The sequence below is a fragment of the Megasphaera cerevisiae DSM 20462 genome (genome assembly GCF_001045675.1).
In the GTDB taxonomy this organism is placed as follows: domain Bacteria; phylum Bacillota; class Negativicutes; order Veillonellales; family Megasphaeraceae; genus Megasphaera; species Megasphaera cerevisiae.
Genome location: NZ_LEKT01000046.1, coordinates 1 through 25,578 on the forward strand (window position 1 = coordinate 1; position 25,578 = coordinate 25,578).

General features: G+C 48.7%; 27 protein-coding genes, 1 tRNA gene and 1 pseudogene. 25 read left to right on the plus strand and 4 right to left on the minus strand.

Annotated features, from left to right (window positions below):
* Nucleotides 1-305: 305 nt before the first annotated feature.
* Both AB840_RS11620 and AB840_RS18475 read left to right on the plus strand, forming a co-directional pair.
* Nucleotides 306-677, plus strand: coding sequence for a hypothetical protein (locus tag AB840_RS11620; RefSeq protein WP_048515013.1), 372 nt, complete (start codon nucleotides 306-308; stop codon nucleotides 675-677).
* Between the two features lie 1,013 nt (nucleotides 678-1,690).
* A pseudogene (locus AB840_RS18475) lies at nucleotides 1,691-1,954 on the plus strand (hypothetical protein); the annotation flags it as partial.
* Nucleotides 1,955-2,501: 547 nt separating this feature from the next.
* Here the strand turns inward: AB840_RS18475 and AB840_RS11630 are convergent.
* Nucleotides 2,502-3,560 (minus strand): hypothetical protein, encoded by a 1,059-nt coding sequence (locus tag AB840_RS11630; protein ID WP_048515015.1) that lies wholly within the window; start codon nucleotides 3,558-3,560, stop codon nucleotides 2,502-2,504.
* 145 nt (nucleotides 3,561-3,705) lie between these two features.
* Here AB840_RS11630 and AB840_RS11635 point away from each other — a divergent pair, with 145 nt between their 5' ends.
* From AB840_RS11635 to secF, 14 genes are all read left to right on the plus strand, one after another.
* On the plus strand, nucleotides 3,706-5,352 hold the full coding sequence (locus tag AB840_RS11635) for a nucleoside kinase (protein WP_048515016.1): 1,647 nt from the start codon (nucleotides 3,706-3,708) through the stop codon (nucleotides 5,350-5,352).
* A gap of 87 nt (nucleotides 5,353-5,439) precedes the next feature.
* The gene (locus AB840_RS11640) at nucleotides 5,440-5,940 is read left to right on the plus strand and encodes a YceD family protein (protein ID WP_048515017.1); all 501 of its coding nucleotides are present in this window, start codon (nucleotides 5,440-5,442) and stop codon (nucleotides 5,938-5,940) included.
* Between the two features lie 32 nt (nucleotides 5,941-5,972).
* Nucleotides 5,973-6,158 (plus strand): 50S ribosomal protein L32, encoded by a 186-nt coding sequence (gene rpmF, locus AB840_RS16160; RefSeq protein WP_072061837.1) that lies wholly within the window; start codon nucleotides 5,973-5,975, stop codon nucleotides 6,156-6,158.
* 135 nt (nucleotides 6,159-6,293) lie between these two features.
* Nucleotides 6,294-6,794 (plus strand): crossover junction endodeoxyribonuclease RuvC, encoded by a 501-nt coding sequence (ruvC, locus tag AB840_RS11645; RefSeq protein WP_048515018.1) that lies wholly within the window; start codon nucleotides 6,294-6,296, stop codon nucleotides 6,792-6,794.
* Nucleotides 6,791-7,390, plus strand: coding sequence for a Holliday junction branch migration protein RuvA (gene ruvA, locus AB840_RS11650; protein ID WP_048515019.1), 600 nt, complete (start codon nucleotides 6,791-6,793; stop codon nucleotides 7,388-7,390). The genes ruvC and ruvA overlap by 4 nt, the downstream gene beginning before the upstream one ends.
* Before the next feature lie 3 nt (nucleotides 7,391-7,393).
* Nucleotides 7,394-8,413: a Holliday junction branch migration DNA helicase RuvB gene (gene ruvB, locus AB840_RS11655; protein WP_048515020.1), complete on the plus strand. Its 1,020-nt coding sequence runs from the start codon at nucleotides 7,394-7,396 to the stop codon at nucleotides 8,411-8,413.
* 9 nt (nucleotides 8,414-8,422) lie between these two features.
* Nucleotides 8,423-8,638, plus strand: a complete 216-nt coding sequence (locus tag AB840_RS11660) for a DUF2905 domain-containing protein (protein ID WP_048515021.1) — start codon at nucleotides 8,423-8,425, stop codon at nucleotides 8,636-8,638.
* A 16-nt stretch (nucleotides 8,639-8,654) separates the two neighbouring features.
* Complete coding sequence (locus tag AB840_RS11665) at nucleotides 8,655-9,899, plus strand: SpoIID/LytB domain-containing protein (protein WP_048515022.1); 1,245 nt, start codon at nucleotides 8,655-8,657, stop codon at nucleotides 9,897-9,899.
* 17 nt (nucleotides 9,900-9,916) lie between these two features.
* On the plus strand, nucleotides 9,917-10,936 hold the full coding sequence (queA, locus tag AB840_RS11670; protein WP_048515023.1) for a tRNA preQ1(34) S-adenosylmethionine ribosyltransferase-isomerase QueA: 1,020 nt from the start codon (nucleotides 9,917-9,919) through the stop codon (nucleotides 10,934-10,936).
* Nucleotides 10,937-10,945: 9 nt separating this feature from the next.
* On the plus strand, nucleotides 10,946-12,052 hold the full coding sequence (gene tgt / locus AB840_RS11675; protein ID WP_048515024.1) for a tRNA guanosine(34) transglycosylase Tgt: 1,107 nt from the start codon (nucleotides 10,946-10,948) through the stop codon (nucleotides 12,050-12,052).
* Nucleotides 12,053-12,121: 69 nt separating this feature from the next.
* A complete protein-coding gene (gene yajC / locus AB840_RS11680; RefSeq protein WP_171969720.1) occupies nucleotides 12,122-12,502 on the plus strand; it encodes a preprotein translocase subunit YajC in 381 nt (126 codons plus the stop codon).
* Nucleotides 12,489-13,058, plus strand: coding sequence for a 5-formyltetrahydrofolate cyclo-ligase (locus AB840_RS11685; RefSeq protein WP_072061838.1), 570 nt, complete (start codon nucleotides 12,489-12,491; stop codon nucleotides 13,056-13,058). Before yajC ends, AB840_RS11685 begins: the two co-directional genes overlap by 14 nt.
* Before the next feature lie 40 nt (nucleotides 13,059-13,098).
* Entirely contained in the window at nucleotides 13,099-14,334 is a 1,236-nt protein-coding gene (gene secD, locus AB840_RS11690; RefSeq protein WP_048515027.1) for a protein translocase subunit SecD, read from the plus strand.
* Entirely contained in the window at nucleotides 14,331-15,275 is a 945-nt protein-coding gene (gene secF / locus AB840_RS11695; protein WP_048515028.1) for a protein translocase subunit SecF, read from the plus strand. The genes secD and secF overlap by 4 nt, the downstream gene beginning before the upstream one ends.
* 121 nt (nucleotides 15,276-15,396) lie before the next feature.
* Here secF and AB840_RS11700 read toward each other — a convergent pair whose 3' ends face one another.
* A complete protein-coding gene (locus tag AB840_RS11700; protein WP_048515029.1) occupies nucleotides 15,397-16,575 on the minus strand; it encodes an MFS transporter in 1,179 nt (392 codons plus the stop codon).
* Between the two features lie 151 nt (nucleotides 16,576-16,726).
* On the opposite strand from AB840_RS11700, the gene AB840_RS11705 reads away from it, so the two are divergent.
* From AB840_RS11705 to guaA, 8 genes are all read left to right on the plus strand, one after another.
* Nucleotides 16,727-17,914: a pyridoxal phosphate-dependent aminotransferase gene (locus tag AB840_RS11705; RefSeq protein ID WP_048515030.1), complete on the plus strand. Its 1,188-nt coding sequence runs from the start codon at nucleotides 16,727-16,729 to the stop codon at nucleotides 17,912-17,914.
* Nucleotides 17,915-17,997: 83 nt separating this feature from the next.
* Nucleotides 17,998-18,074: transfer RNA gene (locus tag AB840_RS11710), tRNA-Ile, on the plus strand.
* A gap of 103 nt (nucleotides 18,075-18,177) precedes the next feature.
* The gene (gene deoC, locus AB840_RS11715) at nucleotides 18,178-18,837 is read left to right on the plus strand and encodes a deoxyribose-phosphate aldolase (RefSeq protein ID WP_048515031.1); all 660 of its coding nucleotides are present in this window, start codon (nucleotides 18,178-18,180) and stop codon (nucleotides 18,835-18,837) included.
* Nucleotides 18,824-19,777, plus strand: a complete 954-nt coding sequence (locus AB840_RS11720; protein ID WP_048515032.1) for an MBL fold metallo-hydrolase — start codon at nucleotides 18,824-18,826, stop codon at nucleotides 19,775-19,777. The genes deoC and AB840_RS11720 overlap by 14 nt, the downstream gene beginning before the upstream one ends.
* Nucleotides 19,764-20,876, plus strand: a complete 1,113-nt coding sequence (locus tag AB840_RS11725; RefSeq protein ID WP_048515033.1) for a S1C family serine protease — start codon at nucleotides 19,764-19,766, stop codon at nucleotides 20,874-20,876. The genes AB840_RS11720 and AB840_RS11725 overlap by 14 nt, the downstream gene beginning before the upstream one ends.
* A complete protein-coding gene (gene rlmH, locus AB840_RS11730; RefSeq protein WP_048515034.1) occupies nucleotides 20,873-21,352 on the plus strand; it encodes a 23S rRNA (pseudouridine(1915)-N(3))-methyltransferase RlmH in 480 nt (159 codons plus the stop codon). Before AB840_RS11725 ends, rlmH begins: the two co-directional genes overlap by 4 nt.
* 100 nt (nucleotides 21,353-21,452) lie before the next feature.
* The gene (locus AB840_RS11735; RefSeq protein ID WP_048515035.1) at nucleotides 21,453-21,932 is read left to right on the plus strand and encodes a CBS domain-containing protein; all 480 of its coding nucleotides are present in this window, start codon (nucleotides 21,453-21,455) and stop codon (nucleotides 21,930-21,932) included.
* 206 nt (nucleotides 21,933-22,138) lie between these two features.
* On the plus strand, nucleotides 22,139-23,674 hold the full coding sequence (gene guaA / locus AB840_RS11740) for a glutamine-hydrolyzing GMP synthase (RefSeq protein ID WP_048515036.1): 1,536 nt from the start codon (nucleotides 22,139-22,141) through the stop codon (nucleotides 23,672-23,674).
* A 77-nt stretch (nucleotides 23,675-23,751) separates the two neighbouring features.
* Here the strand turns inward: guaA and AB840_RS17870 are convergent, their stop codons facing one another.
* A complete protein-coding gene (locus tag AB840_RS17870; RefSeq protein WP_456085505.1) occupies nucleotides 23,752-24,048 on the minus strand; it encodes a tyrosine-type recombinase/integrase in 297 nt (98 codons plus the stop codon).
* Between the two features lie 57 nt (nucleotides 24,049-24,105).
* On the opposite strand from AB840_RS17870, the gene AB840_RS11745 reads away from it, so the two are divergent.
* On the plus strand, nucleotides 24,106-25,350 hold the full coding sequence (locus tag AB840_RS11745) for a recombinase family protein (protein WP_048515037.1): 1,245 nt from the start codon (nucleotides 24,106-24,108) through the stop codon (nucleotides 25,348-25,350).
* A 31-nt stretch (nucleotides 25,351-25,381) separates the two neighbouring features.
* On the opposite strand, the gene AB840_RS11750 is transcribed toward AB840_RS11745, so the two are convergent.
* Nucleotides 25,382-25,578 (minus strand): IS3 family transposase (locus AB840_RS11750; protein WP_048515038.1); only part of this gene is annotated, 197 nt, incomplete at its 5' end.

A 25,578-nucleotide genomic window follows, 5' to 3' on the forward strand; every position in this document is an offset into this window, starting at 1 on the left:
GAGGGGGCAATAATCCGGTAATGACACGGGATGTTGTCGTCCAGGCAGACCGGGCCCAAGAAGAAGCGAAGTACGAAAGTCAGAGCATGACCATCAATAGACTGGTTCCTCCCAACACCTTCTCCCAAAGATGTGGGACGTAAGCCAGGTGATGTTGATCTCATTGGTGATTACCGTGTTCGTTCTAACATGTTTGGCGGTAATGAATCAGGCGGGATCAAAAAAATGCGGATGTAGGCAGCACAGCCGGAGCAGAGGCAATACTCCAGAGTAAGCCGGATCATGGTTTAGAACAACGCTTACGCTTGGGTATAGACGCCCAGCTGGGAGATAATACGAATCTCGTCGTCGAAGGGTCCAGCGGCAACACCATCGATACGCTGTACAGTAAAGCGGACAAGCGGGGTCTCCACGACGTGCGCCTGGAAAAGGCCGAACTGAATCAGAAGGCTAAGAAATGGGACTTCACCATGGGCCGCCTGACGGAACGCATGGGCGTCACGGGCTATTGGTTTGGCAAGGAATACACCGGTGTCCGCACGACCTGGACGGATCGCCATACTCAGGTCCGTCTGGGCTACGGCGATTTCTCGGCGTCGACCGGTATCAGCGATTCCGCCTATACGCACGTCGAGACAGCGTTGTTTCCCGTCCGCCAACTCTGTCCGAGTTATTAGGCGTATATCAGGGAAATATGGGAAGTACTACAGGTGGCTCGAATAGTGGTGATCCTGCCGTATATCCTGACGCTATGAGCAAAGATGCTTGGAAGACCTCAGCGATTAATTACTATGAAAAATTTAACCATGCAGGCCAAATGCAGCAGACTGATGGAACATGGGTGCGCGGTCCGAATAAATCGGATTTGAATATTGCTAATGAGCGCATGGCTGTACTACAGGACCTCAACCAGCACCTTAGCAAGACTGCTGAAATATATCCAAATAATGCAGGAAATTCTTTTGGTGGAAACTGGTATTTGAAATATTTTATGAATGTTAAAGACCCTCATCAAAGATTACCTGGATATACTACGATAAATGGCAGTACAGGGCAGGAAAAAGATCCTGATTGGAAGTGGACCGGCACGAATAGTGCTGAACGTTATAGTTATAATAAATTCATATTAGTTTCAGTAAATGTTGATGGAAAAATTGTATCCCAAAGGTTAATAACAAAAGACTTACGGACACAGTACGGACTTCATGATAAGAGCTGGGGAGAAATGCTGGATCCAAGCACAGGAAAGGATGCCGTATATGATTATCTGGGTTCTGTATATGAGGCCGCTATGTCTTATTACAAAGATCGAGGGGCAACAGAGGTGTCTTTTGTTAATAGCGATGGACAAGTTCTAACCAAAGCAGATGCGATGAATTCTCTGTTTGTCAATTTTGTGGGAAATACGATAAACAAACCCACAGGGGCAGATAGCTGCTTGAATAACTTTTTCTATTTTGCCCGATCTATGTTTGATCCGTTCAATATGTCAGAAATCCCTATCAGTTCTCTGCCCAGTATCATCCAAGTTCGGGGCAATCTCCTGAAACAAGACGTCCTCCCCGCCATCGACCGGGCCGCCTTCGTACAGGTGCGGCAAAAAGTAGGCGACAAGCTGGGGCTCCAGGCCTGGTATCTCCGTTCCATGGGCGAAGGCTATCACAAGACGGGCATGGAAGAAATAGCCGGCGGCTGGAATGCCTTTGCGGACTACAAGTATTTCGAACACGGCTCCTTCTTCGGCGGCAACGGCACGGAAGGGGTACCGGACCGCTACCTCGACGGCATCCGCTCCTTTACCCTGGGGGCCGGCTACGTCCCGGCCAGAAATTTCCTCCTGGAAGCCTTCTATACCTTCGGCGCCAAGAGCACGAGCCAGCGCGATACGCTTTATGGGCCCGAAGCCTTCACGCTGGGAGACTATACAAGAATCCAGGTAACTTACAAATTCTAGGTGCGACAAGAAGCTGCTTTTTCTCGTATAGTTATCACATACATATGGTTAGTGCGGCTCTCGGGCCAATTCTCCCGTGAAAGGAGAATTCCCGTCTGAAACGGCGGGACTGGCAACGGTTCCTGTAGGTTGCATGAAGAAAAGTCTAATGACAGCGTGGTGCCAAACACTGTCAGGGCGAGGGAAAGTCTGTATGGATATCATGTAAGCATCGTTATTAGAGCGAAGGATTATGGCACACGTGTCCTTTGCAGCAGGAAGGAAACTGCAGCCCTAAAAATGCGGGCGTTTTCAACCACAGACCTGCCGGTGTACAGTGAGAACCGAACCAGATGTATCTAACAGAGCAAAACTGGGTAACCCTCTTAATGGAGCCTACCAGTTTACCTAAACGAGAGTGTATGCTTTTGTCATTTCAAAAAACCTGCCTGCTGGTGTTGCTTATAAAAAAAGCCTGCGTATGTGTGTACGCAGGCTTTGTCTTGCAGGAAATTCCGCGGCAAGAAGGCGCAGATAAATTTTTATGTTCTGGTAAAAAAATTTTTAGTTACGGCTGCGCTGTGTCTGAGGGCGATAGTGTGTCGGACAAGATCCAGCTCGTACCATCTGTTTGTAATACGGAGGTAATGTGGAGCGTACTTTTTGTACCGTCGAGATCGCTGCGTTTGATAAGCGTATATTGCGAGGGAATGAATGGATTGAGGAGAAACTGACTTACATGGGTTTGTTTGGCCGAAGACAGGGAAAGACGGATTGGCGCTGTATATAGCACGGCCTTATCTGATGTGCGGCGAAGCTCATATTGTCCTTTGATTTCAGTAATATTCTCCCGTTTGGCTTTCAGCTCCGGAGTGTAGGTGATACGCAGAAAAGTCTGACCGCCTTCCGCGGTGTGAATCAATCGGGAGGAAACATCCCTTATCAGAATCGTATCGTCAATTTGCTTTTGGATGGGTTCATTTTGGACGGCTAATTCTTTTTGATAGGCCGTTTCTACGGCGGTGAGGAGCGTCACGGCGTTTGTAATCCCTGTGATATTCCATTCCCGTGAGGCTTTGCGTTCCAGGGTAAATGTGCAGGGGACAGACGACTTCAAGGCATCGTTGTAAAAGACGGCTGTAATTTCCGCATGTCCCGGTTCCGTCTGCCGCCCCCAGGAGGCAGATATATAATGCCAGCCTGCAGAAGGAACAGGGAAACCTAGCGCCTTCAGCCGTCTGTCTATGGTTGTTTTGGCATTGCTGTAGACAGGGCTTGCCGTGTCAGCTGCTATTTGCCCGGTAATCAGTATTTGACCGTTTTCGATAGCTTCCTGCTTCAGCGGTTCCCAGGAAAGCTTTACTAACGGAAGCGTGGCGGCACTGCTGTCTTTGCGGTTGATCAGACTGTCGAAAAGCTGCCCGATAATAGCTTTCTCGTCTGCCGCGTCCGATACGGTATCGACATCGCCGCGGGAAGCGGCTTCCATGATTCGTGCAAAGGCATAATCCGGTGTTTTCATATACACATCGGTATATGCGGCAAAGGCTGCTTTGATGCAGCAGAAGATGACAAGCAGCGCTGTCAGAACTTTTATGTCCAGCCGGAGAGGCGTGCGTTTTTTCATGAGGACTCCTTTTTTATATAGTGAAACACAGCATATGTATCAGGATTACCTTATATTATAGCACAATAAAAGAGGAATCACGGTCTTTTTTCTCGAATATATATAGTAGTGCTTATGTACAATTTGCGCAGAGGAGTGATAAAATTTGGTTACGCTGCATGATATAACAAATGGACAGACGTATGAGGTGGAAAAAGGGATGACCCTGCTGCAAATCAGCAAGGAACGAAATCCCCAGGCGGAACCGCGCATTGCCGCGGCGCTATATAATAATGAATTTGTTGGCTTGCAGACCAAGGCCGATGAAGACGGTGATATTTCATGGTTTTCCATGGCGACGCTGGAGGGGACGCAGTGTGTCGTCCGCACCGCTGTGTTTCTTCTCGTCCGGGCGGTGAGCGATATATATCCCAATGGCAAGGTGTTTGTAAAGCATGCCTTGCGTAAGGCGCTGTATTGTGAGCTGGATATAGGGCATACGGTCACGGTGCAGGATGTACAGTCGATTAAACGGCGCATGCATGAGATTGTCGATCAGAGAGAAACGATTTCTCAGGTCGTCACGAGTTCGGAGACAGCCATGGAGATGTGCCGCAACCGGCATATGGAACGGGAAGCCGAATTGCTCCGTCATGTGGATGTGACCCATATTATGGCTTATCAGTGCGGCCCGTCCTTTGATTATTACATGGGGCCCTTGCTTCCAGATATGGGGTATGTGACTTGTTTCAATCTCCGGTCGTATGCGCCGGGAGTCATTTTAGAGACGCCGACGGCGGATCACCCCGACGAATTGCCTCCATATAAAGAAATTCCTAAAATGGCCCGGCTCTTCCTGGATGCGGAGGAGTGGGGACGGATCGTCCGTTGTGAATATGTATCAGATCTGAACCGGTATGTTGCGGATGGAACTATTCAGGATATCATTGACATGGCAGAAGCGCTGCAGGAGAAAAAAATGGCTGAGCTTGCTGATTATGTTGTAACACAGCGGCCTAAAATAAAAGTCGTTCTTATTGCCGGTCCATCGTCTGCGGGAAAGACGACATTTTGCCGGCGGTTGACGACACAGCTGCGCGTGGTAGGCTTGCGGCCGGTAAAAATTTCGTTGGATGATTATTTTTATAATAGGGAGGATACGCCGCGCAATCCCGATGGCAGCTATGATTTTGAATCACTGCGGGCTGTCGATGTGCCATTGTTCAACGAACAGATTGATGCGCTTCAGCAAGGGAAGGATGTCTGTCTGGCCCGGTTTGATTTCGTTACGGGGCATCGGTATTTTGACGAAAAGCCTGTTCATTTGGAGGTGGATCAGCCGATTGTCGTGGAAGGGCTGCATGCGCTCAATAATTCGCTGACATACATGCTGCCCCGGTATGAAAAGGTCAAAATATCTTTGGGTGTTTTGACGCAGATCCGCATCAACGACCATAACCGTATTTCTACGTCGGATACGCGCATCATACGCCGCATGGTACGGGACCAGCAATTTCGGGACCGCGGCCCGACGGCAACGATGGAGATATGGAGTGATGTGCGGCGCGGTGAGGAAACTAATATTTATCCGTATCAGGAGGATGCCGATACGATTTTCAATACGGCGCTGCCGTATGAGTTGTCTGTGTTGAAGCCTTACGCCGAGCCGCTTCTCAAATCGATTACGAAAGACAGCCCGCATTATGCGGAGGCGCAGCGGCTTTTGAAATTTCTGATGCCCTTCCGGGCACTGAAGTCGTCCGTTGTGCCGCCTAATTCGCTGCTGCGGGAGTTTATCGGAAAAGAAGGATAGGAAGGCCGGTTCTGATTCTGCAGCGGCTAAAAACAGTATTGACAAAGCATTTGTTGATGGATATAATAGTATAGTCGAGGTAGAAATATGAAACTACAAGTCGAAGAAGCGTTTAAAGAAGAAGGGCGGAAGTTTCCCTTTTCCTTTGAAAGACCGGCTGCCTGCCTGGGTGATGTGGATGCTTTTCCATGGAAAAGCCAAACAATAGCTGTAGAAGGCCTGTTTTGGTCTGACGGCAACCATATGGTAGTCCGGGGAACTGTGCGTACATTCGGTAGATATGAATGCAGCCGCTGTCTGACACCGGTATCGGTAGATCGGGAAGCAGCACTGTCTGAAGTCTATGGTACGGAAGCAGAGCTTCCTGATACCGTATTGCCCTATAATGGGGAATACATCGATTTGACGGAGACAATTAGAGAAACGTTGATTCTCAGCGAACCCATGCGGGTATTGTGCCGTATGGACTGCAAGGGGCTTTGCCCGCAGTGCGGCACAAACCTGAATGAAGGACCCTGTAGTTGTCCTACCGACAGGATCGACCCAAGATTTGCTGTTTTGGGTGATTTATTAAAACCAAAGCAATGAGATACGTACCATGATGTAAGGAGGTGCAGAATATGGCAGTACCAAAAAGAAGATTATCCCAGTCTCGTCAGAACAGACGTCGTGCCAACTGGAAATTGACAGCACCGGGTTTTGTAGAATGCCCGCAGTGTCACGAAACGATGTTGCCTCACCATGTATGCCCGACTTGTGGCTTTTATAAGGGCAAACAGGTTGTCAACAACACAACAGCTGAATAAACGAGCTGACATAAAAAAGTGTGTCCCTGCGGGCACACTTTTTTTAATAGGAGAAGGCGCTCTACCGTCGGACCCCTGTTTCATGGTATAATATACGGTACAGTTTATTTGGTGTTTTGAGAGAGGAATGAGAGTATGCGTGCTATGGGAATCGACCCCGGTACGGCGATCTGCGGTTTCGGCATTGTCGATTCCAACGGAAGCCGGCTCAAACCGGTGGCATACGGTGCCGTTCAGACAACGCCGGATCACAGTGATGCACAGCGGCTCGTCAAAATTTTTGACAGTCTCAATGAATTGTATAAAAAATACAGGCCTGACGTCATCGGCGTGGAACAGCTTTTCTTCAACCGCAACGTCACGACGGCTATTGCTGTCGGGCAGGCCCGGGGAATCATTTTATTGACCGCGCAGCAGGCGTCCATACCGATATTGGAGTTCTCCCCGCTTCAGGTCAAGCAAGGGGTAACGGGCTACGGCAGGGCCACCAAGGAGCAGGTCATTGATATGACGATGCGGCTGTTGGGGATTCATGAAAAAATCAAGCCTGATGACGCGGCAGACGGACTGGCAATGGCTATTTATGCCTTGTACTGCAGTCATTCCATGAGTTTGAAAAGGACGGTTCAGCTATGATCGGATATGTTAAGGGAATCGTGACGCATATATTTAAAGGTTCGTGCTTTGTGGATGTCCACGGCGTAGGATACCGTATCTATATACCGGCATTGACAGCGGATAAACTGGTTACGGGACGGGAAATCACCTTGTTTACCTACATGAATGTCCGCGAGGACGCGATTCTTTTGTACGGCTTTGCCACGCAGGATGAATATGATGTGTTCATGCTTCTGATTGGCGTCAATGGTGTGGGACCGAAGGTTGCCCTTGGTATATTGAGTGCAGCCAATCCAGACGGATTTCGGCTGGCTGTGCATCAGAAGGATATAAAGGTCCTGACACGCATGCCCGGTATCGGTAAAAAGACGGCAGAGCGGATTCTTTTAGAGCTGCATGATAAGATAGGTCCTGTTGCCGGTGGCGAAGCTGCTGCCGTTGGGACGTTAGATGCATCGCTGCAGGGAATTGCTGCGGAGGCTGTGGCTGCGCTGACAAGCCTCGGGTATTCGCAGCAGGAGGTATTGCCGGCTGTAGAAGCCAGGGCCGGTCGGTGCCAGACTGTGGAAGAACTGCTGAAAGAGGTCCTGCGGGCATTGGGAAGCGGGAGGTAAGGAATGGAAAACCGTATTGTGGAGACCGAGGCTGTGCCGGGAGATTCCTGGCAGTACAGCCTGCGTCCCCATTATTTAAAAGAATATATCGGACAGACCAAGGTCAAAACGAATTTAGAGATCTTTATCAAGGCTGCCAAGCTGCGTCAGGAGGCGTTGGATCATGTGCTTTTGTATGGCCCGCCCGGTCTCGGCAAAACGACAATGGCCGGCATTATTGCCAATGAGCTGGGCGTCAATCTGCGCATTACTTCCGGTCCGGCTATTGAGCGGCCCGGTGATTTAGCGGCCCTGTTGACCAATCTTCAGGAACGGGATTTGTTGTTTATTGATGAAATCCACCGGCTGTCTCATAGTGTGGAGGAAGTGCTGTATGCGGCTATGGAGGATTATGCGCTGGATATTGTTATCGGCAAGGGGCCCAGTGCCCGTTCAGTCCGTATTGATCTGCCGCCCTTTACGCTGGTCGGTGCCACGACGCAGGTTGGCCGGCTGGCACCTCCTTTGCGGGATCGGTTTGGCGTGATCTGCCGTCTCGAATTTTACCGGCCGGAGGATTTGATCCTTATTATTCAGCGGACGGCTGATATTCTGGCTATTCCCATTGAAGCTCAGGGAGCGCTGGAAATTGCCAGACGGGCCAGAGGTACGCCGCGTATTGCCAACCGGCTGCTAAAGCGGGTTCGCGACTTTGTTCAGGTGGCAGAGGAACATACGATTACGGCGGTTCTCGCTTCTCAGGCGCTGGACCGTCTGGAGGTGGATGCCTGCGGTCTGGACCGAACGGATCGGCGGGTCCTGCAGGTTATTATTGAAAAATTTGGCGGCGGCCCGGTAGGACTTGATACGATAGCGGCTGCCATCAGCGAATCCGTTGATGCTGTTGAGGATGTGTATGAGCCTTTTTTGATGCAGCTCGGCTTTTTGAACAGGACGCCGCGGGGGCGTGTTGTTACAGAAGCGGCATATCGCCATTTAGGACTGCCGTCTCCGGCGGGAGATGGGCCAGCGGCGTTGTTTTGAGGAGGAGAAATGGCTAAGATCCTTATTATACTGGGGGTTCTGTGCATTCTCGCCGGATTGGTCTGGCTGCTGCTGGATCAGGTAGGCTGGAGCCGTTTTATTGGGCATTTGCCGGGGGATCTCAATTGGACCAGGGGAAATATATCTTTCCATTTCCCTGTTGTTACGTGCATTATTATCAGTATTGTATTGACTGTGATTTTAAATTTGTTTTTCCGTCGCTGACAGGGAGGACGACCACATGTGGAAAAAGAGTATCCGCTGCTTTGCCATTGCCGCGGTTGTTTGTATATGCATGACCGTATCTGTGCTGGCCTCCGGGCCGGGGCAGGAGGTACGCATCGGTATACGGGAAGGCCGCAGTGCCGTATCCATTATGGGACCGCAGGGCGTAGGCGTCTATAAAAATGATGTACTATGGAAAAAAATTCCTGCCAATACGCCGGTGTATGTGGCTTTAAAGAATGGTTCACTGGCCGTCAATGGCTCAGTGTGTGCAGGGACGGTATCCATTCGTCCGCTGCAGTCCGGCGGTGCTGTCAAAGTGACAGACGGCTATACCTACCGCGGCTATTTGGAGTGCATCAAATCTGTCAATAAGTGGGGACTGACTGTTGTCAATGTCGTGCCTCTGGAACAATATCTTTACGGTGTCGTGGGCAAGGAAATGTCTCCGTCATGGAATTCGGAGGCGCTGAAGGCTCAGGCAGTGGCCGCACGAACCTATGCGGTGTCACATAAACGGTATTTTAACAGCCGCGGCTTTGATATGACGGATGATACGAATAGTCAGATATATGCCGGGATGGATGGTGAATCGCCGTCGGTGATCAATGCGGTTGATGCGACTAACGGAGAAATCCTGACCTATAAGGATAAACCTATTGATGCTTTCTTTTGTGCCAGTGCCGGTGGCTGGACGGAAAACAGTGAAAATGTGTGGGGCAATTCTGTTGCTTATCTCCGCGGTGTCGCCGATGCCAGCGACAAAATGCCGGCATACCGGTGGTCTGTTGTGACGACGCCGGAAAAAATGGCGGCTAATTTGACAGCTGCCGGCAAGAGCGTGGGGAAAATCAAAACGATTGCGGTATCGCCGCTGACCCGACGGCCTATGGCGGTTAGTGATCGCGGCGTATCGGGACGGGTTTTGACTTTGACCATTACAGGAACCAAGGGGCAAGTCCGGATGACCGGCAATGCGTTTCAGGCCGTTTTTGGCCTTCGCAGTACATTATTTGATTTTTATCAAGGGAAAGGCGCTGTACCGGACCCTGACAGGACAGGCAAGGCAGATCGTAAGCAGATATTGACAATCAAGGAAGGGCAGCCAGTCACGATTTTTGGTCTGGGCTGGGGCCACGGCTTGGGTATGAGCCAATACGGCGCGTACCAGATGGCACAGGAAAATGCCGGAACCAAGGGATATTACCGCAAAATTTTAGCCCATTATTATACGGGAACACGGCTGGAACGATTATATTGAGGAGAAGAAGTGGTATTTTGAAACTGACAGATTTTTCATATGATTTACCAAAAGAACTGATTGCGCAGCATCCCGCAGAACCGCGGGATCATGCGCGTCTGATGATGTATGACCGCAAAAGCGGCGCTGTGGAACACCGGCATTTTTATGATTTGGCAGAAGAACTGCACGAGGGGGATGTGCTGGTATTCAACGATTCCCGAGTTATTCCGGCCCGTTTATATGGCAAAAGACTGCCGACAGGCGGTAAGGTCGAAGTGCTGCTTTTGACACCTGTCGCAGAGGACTCTTGGGAGGTATTGGTAAAACCGGGAAAAAAGGCACTGCCGGGAACGACGCTGGCCTTTGATGGCGGCATGACGGCAGAGGTGATCGATAAAACAGAGTTTGGCGGACGTATTTTGAAATTTCATTACGACGGCGTTTTCGATGATATCATAGATGCTATAGGAGAAATGCCCCTGCCCCCGTACATCCATGAAAAGATGGAGAATCCGGAGGAATATCAGACCGTTTATGCCCGCGAACGGGGTTCTGCGGCGGCACCGACGGCAGGTCTTCATTTTACGGATGAACTGCTGGAAAAAATCCGGGCCAAGGGCGTGGAGGAAGTCTTTATTACGCTGCATGTCGGCCTTGGGACATTTCGCCCCGTGGAAGAAGAAAATATCGAAGATCATGCCATGCACAGCGAATTTTATAGTATTACCAAGAGTGCGGCAGATACGATCAATCAGGCCAGGACGGAGGGACGCCGAGTCATTGCCGTCGGAACTACGTCTATCCGTACACTGGAAAGTGCCGGAACGACGGGAAAGCTGCAGGCCGGTTCGGGCTGGACCAATATATTTATCTATCCCGGCTTTACTTTTCATATTGTTGATGCCCTGGTTACCAATTTTCATTTGCCTGAATCAACGCTGCTTATGCTGATCAGCGCACTGTCGGACCGGGATAAAATACTACACGCGTATACTCTGGCCGTGGCTGAAAAATACCGCTTTTTCAGCTTTGGCGATGCGATGTTTATACGATAGGAGGAGCACGTGGTTATTACTTATGAATTACAGGCAGAGTGTGACGGTGCCAGAGCGGGACTGCTGCGGACACCGCATGGCACGTTCAAAACGCCGATGTTTATGCCTGTCGGCACGCAGGCGACGGTCAAAACGCTGACGCCGGAGGAATTGTACGATATGGGAGCGCAGGTTATACTGAGCAATACGTATCATCTATTTCTGCGGCCCGGTGAGGATTTGGTCCGGGAGGCCGGCGGCCTGCATAAATTTATGAACTGGAAACAGGCTGTTCTTACGGACAGTGGCGGTTTTCAGGTGTTCAGCCTGGGACAGATGCGCAAAATCACGGAGCAGGGTGTTACCTTCCGATCTCACCTGGACGGTTCAAAAAAATTCCTTTCGCCGGAAGTATCCATGGATATTCAAATGGCTCTCGATTCTGATATCGCAATGGCCTTTGACGAATGCATACCGTATCCGTCTGATTATGACTACACGCAATTGTCAACGGAACGGACGAGCCGCTGGGCGAAGCGCTGTGCAGACCATCATCACAGTGATACACAAGGTCTTTTTGGTATTGTTCAGGGTGGCATGTATCCGGAACTGCGCCGCAAAAGCTGTGATGATCTGGTTGATATGGATTTTGATGGATATGGTATCGGCGGGTTGAGTGTTGGCGAATCCAAGGATATGATGTATGATATATTAGAGAAGACAACTCCCTGCTTACCTGCTCATAAAGCACGGTATTTGATGGGAGTTGGTACGCCGGATTGTCTTCTCGAAGGGGTGGCCCGCGGCGTGGATATGTTTGATTGTGTGTTTCCGACACGCGTGGCTCGCAATGGTATGGCCATGACACATACGGGCCGGGTAACCGTGCGCAATGCCAAATTTGCCCGTGATTTCCGACCTATTGAAGACGGCTGCGGCTGTTATACCTGCCGCAATTATACGCGGGCCTATATCCGTCATCTTTTCAAAGCGGAGGAATTGCTGGCCTATCGTCTGGTTAGTATTCACAATCTGTATTTCCTGCTTGATTTTATGCGGTCCATGCGTCAGTCTATTTTAGACGGCACCTTCCGTGAATTCCGCAAGCAGTTTTGGCAATGGTATCAGGATGCCTAATACAGTGTATTCGTAGGGCATTTGATATATAGAGCATTATTATATTTGGAGGTGAACAGAGTGGAAATAATGGATCAGTTGAACGCGTTTTGGCCGATTATCCTGATGGTCGTCATTTTTTATTTCTTGTTGTGGCGTCCGCAGAAGAAACAGCAGAAACGCCGTCAGGAAATGCTGGACAGCCTGAAGACAGGTGCGAAGGTCGTAACTGCCGGCGGTCTGTATGGGACGATCGTTTCTTTGCATGAGGAATACCTCGTTATCCGCATTGCTGATAAAGTGGAAGTCAAGGTGACGCGCAGTGCTGTCAATCAGTTGCTGGGCAAGCATGAAGCGGCTGAAGACAAAAAGTCTAAAAAGAAGGAAGCTGTAAAGACGGTGGAAGAAACATCTTCTGCGGCAGCTCCGGCCGAAGAAACAAAGTCTGAAGCAACCGATGACGCAAAGTAAGAAAGAGCTTCGCAAGGTCATGAGGGATCGGCTCCGGAGAGTGTCTCCGGCCGGTCAGACCCGGCGGAATACAGCTATATGCACGCGTATAGCTGTATTGCCGCAGTATAAGAAAGCGGGCCGTATCATGGCATATTTAAATATGCCTGGTGAAGCGAGCCTTGATGGACTGATGGAACAGGCTATACGGGAAGGACGGCAGGTCTATGTGCCTCGCTGTGTCGGCCCGGGCCGTATGGAAGCCGTGCTTCTGCCTTCTGTCGCCGCTGCCGAGACTGGTGCGTATGGAATTCGTACGGCACCGGAGGGCAGTTTGGCTGCTGATCCGGCTGATTTGGATATGATTCTTATTCCGGGCTTGGCTTTTGATGTCTGGGGACACCGGTTGGGACGGGGAGCTGGCTTTTATGACCGCTTTCTGCAGAGCCTGCGTCCTGCAGGCATGCTGGCCGTGGCCTGGGATATGCAGATAGTGCCGCTCGTACCGATAGAAGCGCATGACGTGATCATACCGTCTGTGCTTACGGAAACGCGGTATATTACACAGTTGAAGTGAGATTACCAAAGAGGGGGGAGAATTGTTGCGGACTCGTAACATGGTAACATTTTTTGGGGCGGTTATTATTATTCTGGCCGTGTTCATTACATTTATTTATCCGCTTGCCAATTCCATAAAACAAGGCCTGGACCTCCAGGGCGGTACGCATATCGTGCTGGAAGCCGAGGATACGGCGGATGCACCGGTGACGGAGGATTCTCTGAACCGCGCTGTCTCTATTATTGAACGACGTATCAACGAAATGGGGCTGACAGAACCGATCGTACAAAAGGAAGGCGCTCGCCGTATCATTGTGGAACTTCCTGGTGAAAAGAATCCGGAAAAAGCAATTGAAACGATCGGTAAGACTGCTGTCATGGAATTTAAGGATGAAAGCGGTACGACGCGCATGACTGGCAAGGATTTAAAAACAGCGAAGGAAGAAATCGATAACGGACATAAAAATGTTGTTGCTATCGAATTTACAGATGAAGGGGCCAAAAAATTTGCGGATTTGACGGCTTCCAATGTCGGCCATAAAATTTCTATTTTGCTTGATGGCGAAGTATTGACGTCTCCTGTCGTCAATGAACCGATCACGGGCGGTAAGGCTGTCATTACAGGCAGCAAAACTTTAGAAGAAGCAAAAAGCCTGGCTATTTTACTCCGATCTGGTGCGCTTCCGGTCAAACTGAAGGTAATGGAAGTTCGGACTATTGGGCCGAGTCTGGGGCAGGATTCCAAGATCAAGAGTGAAAAGGCCTTTGCAATCGGCATTATTCTTATCATGATTTTCCTTATCGTGATTTACCGTATGTCCGGTATTGTGGCTAATGTGGCACTGCTGGTATATGTGCTGATTCTGCTGGCAATTTTGAAATATCTTGACGCGACGCTGACACTGCCGGGGATTGCCGGTATTATTTTGTCCATGGGATTTGCTGTTGATGCCAATATCCTTATTTTTGAACGATTTAAGGAAGAGGTACTTATCGGCAAGAGCTTGCGGACTTCTATGGAGGCCGGTTTTAAACGGGCATTCAGTACGATTCTCGATGCCAATGTGTCCGTTATGATTGCGGCTATCGTTCTTATTGTCATGGGTTCCGGTACCGTCAAGGGTTTTGCCGTCAATTTGGCATTGGGCATTGTCGTCAGCATGTTTACTGCGATTTTAGTCAGCCGGTCGCTGCTGACGTGGTTCATTAATACAAACCTCATTACGAATCCCTGGTTCTACGGACTGAATCGCAAAGTGCCGGAACATATGCTGAAAAAGGGGGGACAGAAATGAAATTTGACATTGTAGCTCATAAAAAATGGTGGTTTACCTTGTCTTCTGTCCTCGTTGTACTGAGCCTTGTGTCTATTTTTATTCATGGCTTTAATTTTGGTATTGATTATACTGGCGGGACGATTCTGGATATGCAGTTTAAACAGCCTGTTACAGTAGCGCAGGTACGGGATGTCGTCGATCATTCTGATATGAATATCGGTAACAGTGTCATTCAGTTATCCGGTGTAACGGATCAGAGTTCGTCTCAGGATGTCATGATCCGTATGAGAAATCTTTCCAGTGATGAAAGCAAGGCGCTCTCTGATAAGCTGAGCAGCGCATTGGGTGGTGCGGAAATCAAGCGGACCGAATCTGTTGGCGCCGTCATTGGCTCAGAAGTCACGAAAAATGCCATTCTTAATCTGGCGGTGGCGTTCATTGCCCTGGCAGCGTATATTTCCTTCCGGTTTGAGTATAAAATTGCCGTATCAGCATTGGTATCTATTTTACATGATTTGATTATGGTATTGGGTTTTTTCTCGTTTTTCCATTTAGAAATCGATGCTTCCTTTCTGGCGGCTATTCTGACTGTTGTAGGGTATTCCATGAATGAAGCCGTCGTTATTTTTGACCGTGTCCGGGAAAACACGCGGACGCACCGGCGGACGGATACGTATGAACAGTTAGCGCACGACAGTATTTCTCAGAGCATACACCGCAGCATATATACACTGACGACCGTGTTATTTGCCTGCGGGGCACTGCATTTCTTCGGCGGTGAATCGACGAAGAATTTTTCTCTGGTCATGCTGATCGGGTTTATCAGCGGTGCCTATTCATCTATCTGTGTTGATACGTCTCTGTGGGTTGTATGGAAGAATCGTACCTCTCATCGGCGTGGCGCTGATGATGAAGAAGATGAAGAAAAAAAATCGGCAGAGGCAGCGGATCACGTGTAGTATCAGATCTCTCTTCGACTGCAGTAAAAACGCTCCTATCTGAATCACTTGATTCAGATAGGAGCGTTTTTATTGTACCGACTATAGACTGAGAGAAAATACTTGTTTGGGTAATACTAACTCAGATTGCTGCGTGCCGTTCCTTCGGCTGAGGAATAAGAAAGGCAAAGATGACTCCGGCGAGGGCTACAATCCACAGGATCTGCAAGGCTGCAGGAATTCCCCATTGATCGGCACCCCAGCCTACAACGGGAGCCATGAGTCCGCCTACAGTGGTGCTGAGTCCCAGCGTAATACCTGAGGCAAAGCCGGCACTTTTGGCAAGATAGGTTTGTCCCAGCACGACGATGGGGCTGTATGGTGCAAAGAGCGAAAAAGCAACCGGAATTAAAAGAATTGTCGAAAGCCAGATATTAGTACTGTTGGTAAAGGCTATCATGGCAGGTACCATGCAAATAAAAGAAATTCGAATAATTTTGATAAAGCCGACTCTGTCGGACATAATACCGCCTAAGAAGGTAATGAAAACACCCATGGTAAATAAGATAGTCAAAGCCAGACTGCCGTTAGCCGCATTGCTGTGGAGAACGCTGACCCAATAAATCGGGATGAAAGTGTTGCACAGCGTAAAGCCCATAGAACGGGCAAAAATAATGACGGTCAGTTTATTGAAGGCCTTCCAGTCATTTGTCTGGACAGCACCGGCATGTGCTTCTTTATCCTGCCGGACATATTCACTGGCAAGGGATAAGACGCGGGGCATGCGGCTGTAGATAGCAGCTGCCAGAATCGCATTGACGATGCCGAAAATGACCAGGCCGTGAATGTTATTAATGGCATAGGCACAAAAGCCGGCTACCATAGGTCCGATGGCAAATCCGGCGTTACCGCCGACAGAGAAGCTGCCCAGGGCCTTGCCCTTTTGATCGCCTGCAATGTGATTGACCATGAGAGCCGCTTCCGGATGAAAAATGGCGCTGCCGACACCGCTGATCATGGCTAAGACAAAGGTCAGTGAATAGGAGGTGCTGAAGCTGATTGCTGTCAGGCTGATACCGCAGCAGATAGGTCCTAATGCAATGAACCAGGGTTTGGATACCTTGTCGGAGTAATAGCCGAGCAAAGGCTGAAGCAGTGAGGCGAGCAGCAAATTGGCAAAAATGATAGTTGCGGCCTCCCGATAGTTCAGCGCGTACGTGGAAATAAAATAAGGCAGCAGCGCCGGAATAGCTCCTTGTGCCCAGTCAACTGAAAAATGTCCCATCGTAAAGAGATAGACATAGGGATTTAATTTTTTCATAAAAGTACATTCCCCCATTCGATCTGTAATATATTATGCAATACTCATTATTGCATAACTTACTGCTATTTTCAAGAAAAAGGCTTCAATAAAACTGTTACAGCATGGGGCAATGTGATATAATGAAAAAAATACATAAGGAGTGATCAGCATGGCATCAAAAGAAATGTATGAATTAGGCTCGCAAGCCTCCGTCATCCGTGATTTGTTCGCGTATGGCCAAGCACAGGCGGCAGTTGTGGGGACAGAGAACGTATTTGATTTCAGTATCGGCAATCCGACAGTACCAGCACCGGCATGCGTGAAGAACGCCATTAAAGATATCCTGGATACGCGTGAATCGGCAGCGGTGCACGGCTATACGGCGGCTGCCGGCGATGTGGCTGTACGGCAAGGCCTGGCTGATTATATGAATACAACCTACCATGCCCAGGTGAGAGCTGATAATTTTTACATGACTTGTGGTGCCGCAGCGTCCTTGACGGTCACCTTAAAAGCGTTAGTCGAATCGGGGGATGATGAAGTTATTCTGATTGCGCCGTTTTTTCCGGAATATACTGTATTTATCCATAATGCCGGTGCCAGAGAAGTGATTCTTCCGCCGGATATAACACATTTTCAGATATCGTTGGAGGCCATGGGAAAGGCTATTACACCTCATACGCGTGCCGTCATCGTCAATTCGCCGAATAATCCGGCTGGCACGGTTTATTCGGCAGAAACGTATACAAAGCTGGCCGCGCTTCTGACGAAAAAATCAAAAGAAATGGGTCATCCTATTTATCTGATCGCCGATGAACCGTATCGTGAAATTATTTATGATGGACTGCCTGTTTTATATGTACCGGAATTTTATACCGATACGATTATTTGTTATTCTTACAGCAAATCATTATCCTTACCGGGAGAGCGTATCGGATATGTTCTCGTGCCGGATTGCGCCGCCGATGCCCAAATGGTGTATGCGGCTGTATGCGGCGCTGCCAGAGCTATGGGGTTTGTCTGTGCGCCGCATTTATTTCAGGAGGTTGTCTTGCAATGCCTGGGACAGACATCTGATATAGGAGTGTATGATGCTAACCGCAAGCTGCTGTATGATGGCTTGAAGGCAATGGGCTATGAGTGCGTGTATCCCAGCGGTGCCTTTTATCTTTTTGTGAAATCACCGGAGCCGGATGCGAACGCATTTTCTGAAAAAGCAAAAAAACTGAATCTTCTTATCGTACCGGCGGACAGCTTTGGCTGTCCCGGCTATGTCCGCGTTTCTTACTGTGTGGAGCCGGCAATGATCAAACGTTCTTTTGGGGCTTTTCAAGCGTTGATGAAACAGTATCAGTAAAAGTATGTCAGTGTCAGGAAAATTCAAATTATTTTCTTGACACTTTTTTTAGATGTGGTATACTAAACAAGTCGTTGAGACATGGGCCTATAGCTCAGCTGGTTAGAGCGCACGCCTGATAAGCGTGAGGTCGGTAGTTCAAGTCTACCTAGGCCCACCATAACACACCGTCGTTTGGAAGAAATTCCGTAGCGATGGTTTTTTTTTTTCAAATTATGCTATAATAACACGAAGACACAGATTTCTAAATTGGGAGGAATCATATGCATATTGCAGATTATATTGAACATACAAATTTAAAACCGGATGCTACGCCGGATCATATAAAAACGCTGTGCAGTGAAGCTCTGTCATATCATTTTAAGGCTGTCTGCGTTCATTCGTCCTATGTGACAGAAGCGCGTGCGCTGCTGCAGGGAAGCAATGTGCTGATTTCCTGCGTTGTCGGCTTTCCGCTGGGTGCAATGGCTTCTGCTGTCAAGCAGGAGGAAGCCGCGTATGCGGTACGTCAGGGAGCTGACGAGCTCGATATGGTCATCGCTATAGGCCGTCTCAAGGCCGGCGACTGGGACTATGTAGTAGCGGATATCCGTGCTGTTATTGCCGGGGCGTCGGGAAAGCCCGTCAAGGTCATTTTGGAAACGGGGCTGCTGACGGAGGATGAAACATATCGTGCCTGCCAGGAAGCGGCAGCTGCAGGGGCTGCATTTGTAAAGACCTCTACCGGTTTTGGCTATGGTGGAGCGACCGTAGAGGATATACGGCGTATGCGCCGGGCTGTTGGAATCTCAACCCGCATTAAGGCCTCCAGCGGTATCCGTGATTATAAAACTGCATGTGCTATGATCCAGGCGGGAGCCGATCGTTTGGGGACCAGTGCCGGTGTGGCTATCGTAAAGGATGAAGGCCATGACAGAGAATGAACTGCAGCTGGAACAATTGGCATGGTCCATCAACCGCGCCCGACGTCAGGCAGGATGTACTGTTTCTGTGAAGGAGGTGCCGCCTGCCTGTGCAGCCGCGGCAATTCCCAATATGGGTGGAGAAGCCCGTCACGGAGAATGCCTGGTCAGTATGCTGGCCAGCGGCAGCAAAGGGAATGCGGCCTTTATGTGCTGCGGTAAGACTCGTGTCTTGGTTGATGCCGGGATCAGCTGCCGGCGCATCGAACAGGGATTAAACCAGTATGGCTGCGCTCTTTCTGATTTGGACGCCGTATTTTTGACGCATGAGCATGCCGATCATGTCAACGGACTGGCTACGCTCCTCAAACGAACGCATATGCCTGTATATACGACGCTGGAGACATGGGAGGCCATCGGACATAAGATGGGAGATTACGCAGATCGGTTTGTCCGGCTGCCCCGGCGTCTGGGTTTAAAGGATATACAAGTTGTCCCGTTTGCTATTTCCCATGATGCGGCTCGGCCTGTCGGGTATACGATATACCATGGGGACTGCAAAATTACCCTGGCGACTGATTTGGGATATGTGAGCCCTGAAGTAGAAGCGGCAGCCGCATATTCCGATATACTGATACTAGAAGCTAATCATGATGAAGAAATGCTCAAAAACGGGCCGTACCCGTATGCATTGCAAAAGCGGATTCTCAGCCGCTGGGGACATCTTTCGAATACGGCTGCGGCAGAATTCCTTACCCGGCTTCCGGCAAGGGGACAGATGAGAGTACTATTGGCTCACCGCAGTGAGAAAAATAATACGCCGGCTCTTTCTTTGTACACGATGCGAACCGTACTCGGCCGGTCCGGGAAGGTCATCGGGCAGGATATCGTATTGCGTCTGGCCTGCCAGCATGGCAGAGTCCGTTTTCAAAATGGAGGAACGATACATGATAAAACATAAACGTAGTATTACGGCTGTTGTCGCTGTTTTGCTCATTGTAGCCGGTGTGGCCGGCGGATATAAGCTCCACGATACGTTATTTAACAGCAGCTCCTATACCGGGCCGATCAATCAATTGGAAAAGCCGGAAAAATCAACTTCTATTTCTGATGCCCGCAATACTGCTGTGGTCCAGGCCGCTAAAAAAGTAGGACCTGCAGTGGTCGGCATTACGACCAAGGTATATAACCGGGATATTTTCAATCGCAAGGTACTAGTTGGCGAGGGTGTTGGTTCAGGTATTATTTTTGATAAAGCCGGATATATCGCGACTAATAATCATGTTGTCGGTGACAGCAAGACCGTCATCGTATCTCTGGCAGACGGGCAGAGTACGGAAGGGACCGTTGTAGGACGGGATGCGCGGACCGATCTGGCGGTGGTAAAAATCAACGTCGACAATCTTCCCGTGGCTGAATTCGGCGACAGTGATTCTTTGCAGGTCGGCGAACCGGCGATTGCTATTGGCAATCCGTTAGGGTTGGAATTTCAAGGGACGGTTACGGCCGGCGTTATCAGTTCACTCAATCGGACGCTTGGTGCCGAAGGGCAGAGCATGAAGCTTATTCAGACGGATGCGGCTATCAATCCGGGGAATTCCGGCGGAGCTCTTGTCGATGCGGATGGTAAGGTCATCGGCATTAACAGCGCAAAAATTTCCAAAGAGGGCGTAGAAGGATTGGGCTTTGCTATTCCGATCAATACGGCCCGGCCGATTCTGGAGGCACTGATCAAAAACGGCAAAGTAGTGCGTCCTTATCTGGGACTGTATGGATTGGATCAGCAAATGGCGGCACGCTTTGGCATGAAACTGGATGTCGCAGGTATATACGTATATAAAGTTGTTCCCGGCGGATCATTGGATCAGGCAGGTATCCGTCATGGCGATATTATTCTGAAAATCGGTGATACAGAGGTCAAGGATTTTACGGCTCTGCAAAATGCGCTGGATTCCTATAAAGTCGGAGATTCCGTAACCGTTACGTATACGCGCGACGGAGCAGACCAGACGGCATCGGTTGTACTGCAGGAAAGCCAGCAAAGCAATGATGAAGGATGAAATATCACATTATTACCATCGGAAAAATCAAAGAAGCATACCTGACCGCCGGTATTCATGAATTCTTGAAACGGCTCCGGCCATACGGACAGGTGGATATTACGGCACTGCCAGAAGAAAAAATGCCGGATAATCCGTCAGCCGCTCAAAAGCGACAGGTCCTCGACAAAGAAGGGGAAAAGCTGTTGCGGCATGTTCGTGGTGGTTCTCATCTTTTTGTGCTGGATGTACAAGGGAAGCTTATTTCCTCTGAAGAGCTATCAAAAAGTTTTTCGGAGCTGGCATTATACGGCTGCAGTGAACTATCCTTTATTATCGGCGGGCCTTTTGGTCTGTCGGAAGCTGTATGCAGGCGGGCCGATTCCCGTATCTCCTTTGGCAGAATCACGCTGACGCATCAAATGATACGTATGCTGCTGTTGGAACAGATATACAGAGCCATCAAGATCCAGCGGCATGAGCCATATCACTGGTAGAAAAAAAGAAATGGGAAAAAGCAGGAATTTGGCCTGCCGGCGTGTAATATGTATATATAGACATTACTTGAAGCGTAATGCACAGGAAGGAGTTGGGCATATGAAGGAAGAACGTACAGCTTCCGATATTATGGAAAAAGTCTTTATCACAGCGAGTCCGGATACATCGGTATTTGATCTGGTGCATATGTTTGTCAAAAACAAGATATCGGCGATTCCCATTGTAGACGAAGAAGAAAAGCTTATCGGTATTGTTACGGACGCGGATTTGTTGTATAAGAAAATCAAGCCTCATGTTCCGCATTATGTCAATTTACTGGGCGCCAGCATTTATTACAACGGCATCAGCCAATATGACAAGGGTTTTAAAAAGCTGATGGCCTGCACGGCCCGGGAAATGATGACAAAGAACGTGATTATTGCGGCTCCCACTGCGGATGTGGAACAGATTGCCGGGGTTATGGTCGCGGAACATCTCAAGGTCATACCTATTGTGGACGGACGGCGCGTTGTCGGACTCGTCACGAGAAACAACATCCTGGATGAACTGTATGAAGAATATGGCACGGAATCCAAGTAACTGAAAAGATACAGAACCGCACCGTCATGGAAAAATTATGAGGGTGCGGTTTTGTATCTTTTTATGACGGTATATTCATGGTATAATAAACACTAGTCACCATATATGAGCAAAGAGGAGAACCCGCGCGATGCCGGGGTGAGCATTCGGTTTCGGGCAGTTCTTTCTCCCGGGCTTTTAAATTATCTATACAAGAGGAGGAAGAAATGGATAACAAAGAACTCGTCATTGTTGTCGATTTTGGCGGTCAGTATAATCAGCTTATTGCACGGCGCGTTCGTGAAAACCACGTGTATTGTGAAGTATACCCGTATCATAAGGCAGTGGAAAAAATCAAGGAATTACGGCCACAGGGCATTATTTTTACAGGCGGTCCGGCAAGCGTATATGAAGAAAAGGCGCCGAAAATCGAAGCCGAAGTGTTTCATCTGGATATCCCTGTGCTGGGACTTTGCTATGGCATGCAGTTCATGGCACAAACCCTGGGAGGAGAAGTCCGTCATGCCGATATGCGTGAATTCGGAAAGACGGCAATCGATGTCAACACGTCATCGCCGCTCTTTGCAGGACTGCAGGAAAAAGAAACTGTCTGGATGAGCCATCAGGACTATGTCTCATCAATTCCCGAAGGCTTTGAGATCGTCGCCCACACGGGTAACTGCCCTGTCGCGGCGATGCAGAATGCGGCAAAAAAGCTGTATGCCATGCAGTATCACCCGGAAGTGCTTCATACGGAGCACGGAAAGGAAATGCTGCACAACTTCCTCTTTGAAGTCTGTGGCTGTACCGGCTCATGGACCATGGCTAATTATGCTAAAACGGCTGTGGATGCCATCAAGAAGACGGTCGGCGGCGGTAAGGTCGTCCTGGCTTTGTCGGGCGGCGTAGACAGCTCTGTTGCGGCGGCACTGATTTCCAAGGCTGTCGGCAGCCAGCTGACCTGTATCTTTGTAGACCATGGCCTGCTCCGCAAAAATGAAGGTGATGAAGTAGAAGGGGCCTTTAAAAACTCAGGAATGAACTTTATTCGTGTTGATGCGGCAGACCGTTTTCTCAATAAATTATCTGGCGTCAGTGAACCGGAACGGAAACGAAAAATTATCGGCGAAGAATTTATCCGTGTATTTGAGGACGAAGGGCGAAAGATCGGTTCTGTCGATTTTCTGGCGCAAGGAACCATTTATCCTGACGTCATTGAATCCGGTGCTGGCGATGCTGCCGTCATTAAGAGCCATCACAATGTAGGCGGCCTGCCGGCTGTCGTCGATTTTAAAGGGCTCATTGAACCGCTGCGCAATCTCTTTAAGGATGAAGTGCGCGAACTCGGTGCTGAATTGAACCTGCCGGACTATCTTGTATGGCGTCAGCCTTTCCCGGGTCCTGGCCTGGCTATCCGCATTATGGGAGAAATCACGCGGGAAAAATTGGCAATTCTCCGCGATGCCGATGCGATTTTCCGTGAAGAAGTCGCTAATGCCGGCCTGCAGCGCTCCATCAACCAGTACTTTGCCGTCCTCACCAGCAACCGTACGGTAGGCGTCATGGGTGACTTCCGTACATATGATTATACGCTGGCCCTGCGCGGCGTCACTACGACAGATTTTATGACTGCCGATTGGGCAAGAATACCCTATGATGTCCTGGATAAAATCTCCAGCCGCATCGTCAATGAAGTAGATCATATCAACCGCATCGTCTATGATATTACCAGTAAACCACCGGCGACGATTGAGTGGGAATAGTAAAAACACTTGGAAATGCCAGTGAATATGGCGTTTCCAAGTGTTTTTTAGTAAATAGTGTGGCAAAATTCAATATATTATGGGAGTTTTATTAATTTCTCTAATTGTTCTGACACCTCATATTGTTTGTTGGGATATAGATGAGCATATGTATTTAGAGTAGTTTCAATATTTTCATGCCCTAAACGTTCTTTGATAAGAGTTGGAGAAAACCCAAGTTCTATCAGTAAACTGGCATGCGAATGCCTTAGCTCGTGTAAGCGGATAAGGGAAATATAACAAATACACCAACACTGACTTGTGTCAACTGCACAATAAAATCGGTGTTTTGAGTCAAGGCAAAACTCATTATAAACTTCATAAAAAATTATCAATGACTGTGGTACAATTTTTGTATCGCAGTCATTGCATTTAAAAGGAGAAAAAATATTATGGCTAGAACAAGCAGAAAGAACATCATGGAGACAGTAAACACCAGCAAGGCATATCGTGCAGCTGCTTATGTACGGCTTTCGGTGGTAAAACCAAACGAGTCCAGTGATTCCATTGAGAACCAGAAAAAGCTAATCCGTGATTATGTAGAGAAAAGAGATGATATTGAAATTCAAGCTTTTTATTCTGATGAAAATTCAAACGGAACCTCTTTTGAACGCAAAGGGTTTCAAAAAATGCTGAGCGATATTTACCTTGGAAAAATAGATTGTGTTGTCGTGAAAGACCTTTCCCGCTTTGGCAGGAATGCGATTGAAACGGGCTTTTACATCCAGCAAGTTTTTCCCGAGAAAGGGATTCGTTTCATTGCCATCAATGACCGCTTTGATACGGTTGACGGGACCACTGATCTTACCTTTGATGGAGGAACAGGCATTCGTATCCCTATTACAAATATTCTAAATGAGGAATTCGTTGCCGACATCAGAAGAAAGCAGCAGGCCAGTATTGATACACAAATTCGTGAAGGTAAATATGTTGCTCCAAGAGCGCCATATGGTTATATAAAATCGAGTGCGGACTGCCATCAGCTTATTCCTGATCCGGAGGCAATGGTTGTTGTGAAAGAAATATTTTCATTGGCGCATCAAGGTATCAGCATTTCTGAAATCGTGCGCCGACTAAATCTCGCCCATATTCCTACTCCCATTGACTATGCGATTTCAAAGGGGCTGGAGGGAAGCTATGAACACGGTGACGGTTCGTGGAACAGTAGCTCTGTAAAGTATATCCTTACCAATCGCACATACACAGGAGACTTACAGCAGGGAGAAAAAGGTATTTTGGTAGAAAATACTCACGGAGCGCTGGTATCCCGAGATGTTTTTCTTCAAATTCAGCAATCCTGTTTCCGAAATATAGATACATCCAAGTCGGCGTCTAAAACACCAGCCCCCGAGAACCCGCTGAAAGGAAAGGTCTTTTGTGCTACTTGCGGTGGCAAAATGCAGCGCCGTAAGGGCGGAAACTCTGGGCTGTATTTTTTCTCCTGCATCACAAATAATCGAAAAGGTAGCGGTTGTGATACTGGGATGTATATTCGGGAAGCTGATATTATGACCCAAGTAAAAGATGCTTTCGTACAGGAAAACAGTTCTGCAACTACTCCTACATCAGCCGATTTGGCAGCTTTTATCTGTGAAGCAGTACGAGAAATCGTTGTGTGGTCCTATGTCAATATTTAGTACAAAATAAAATGAGAAAAGTATCCTCGGTTTAACTTGCCCTCAAGGCATCTTTTTTCTGACACTGCTGATACAACTTTTCATATTCGTCTGGCGACATGTAATCGCAGTGACTGTGAATCCGTACCGTATTGTAAAATGTTTCCAGATATTCAAATACCAGCGTATATGCATGCCGATAATCGCGGATACGGAACCGATTCAGCCATTCCCGTTTAATCAACGAAT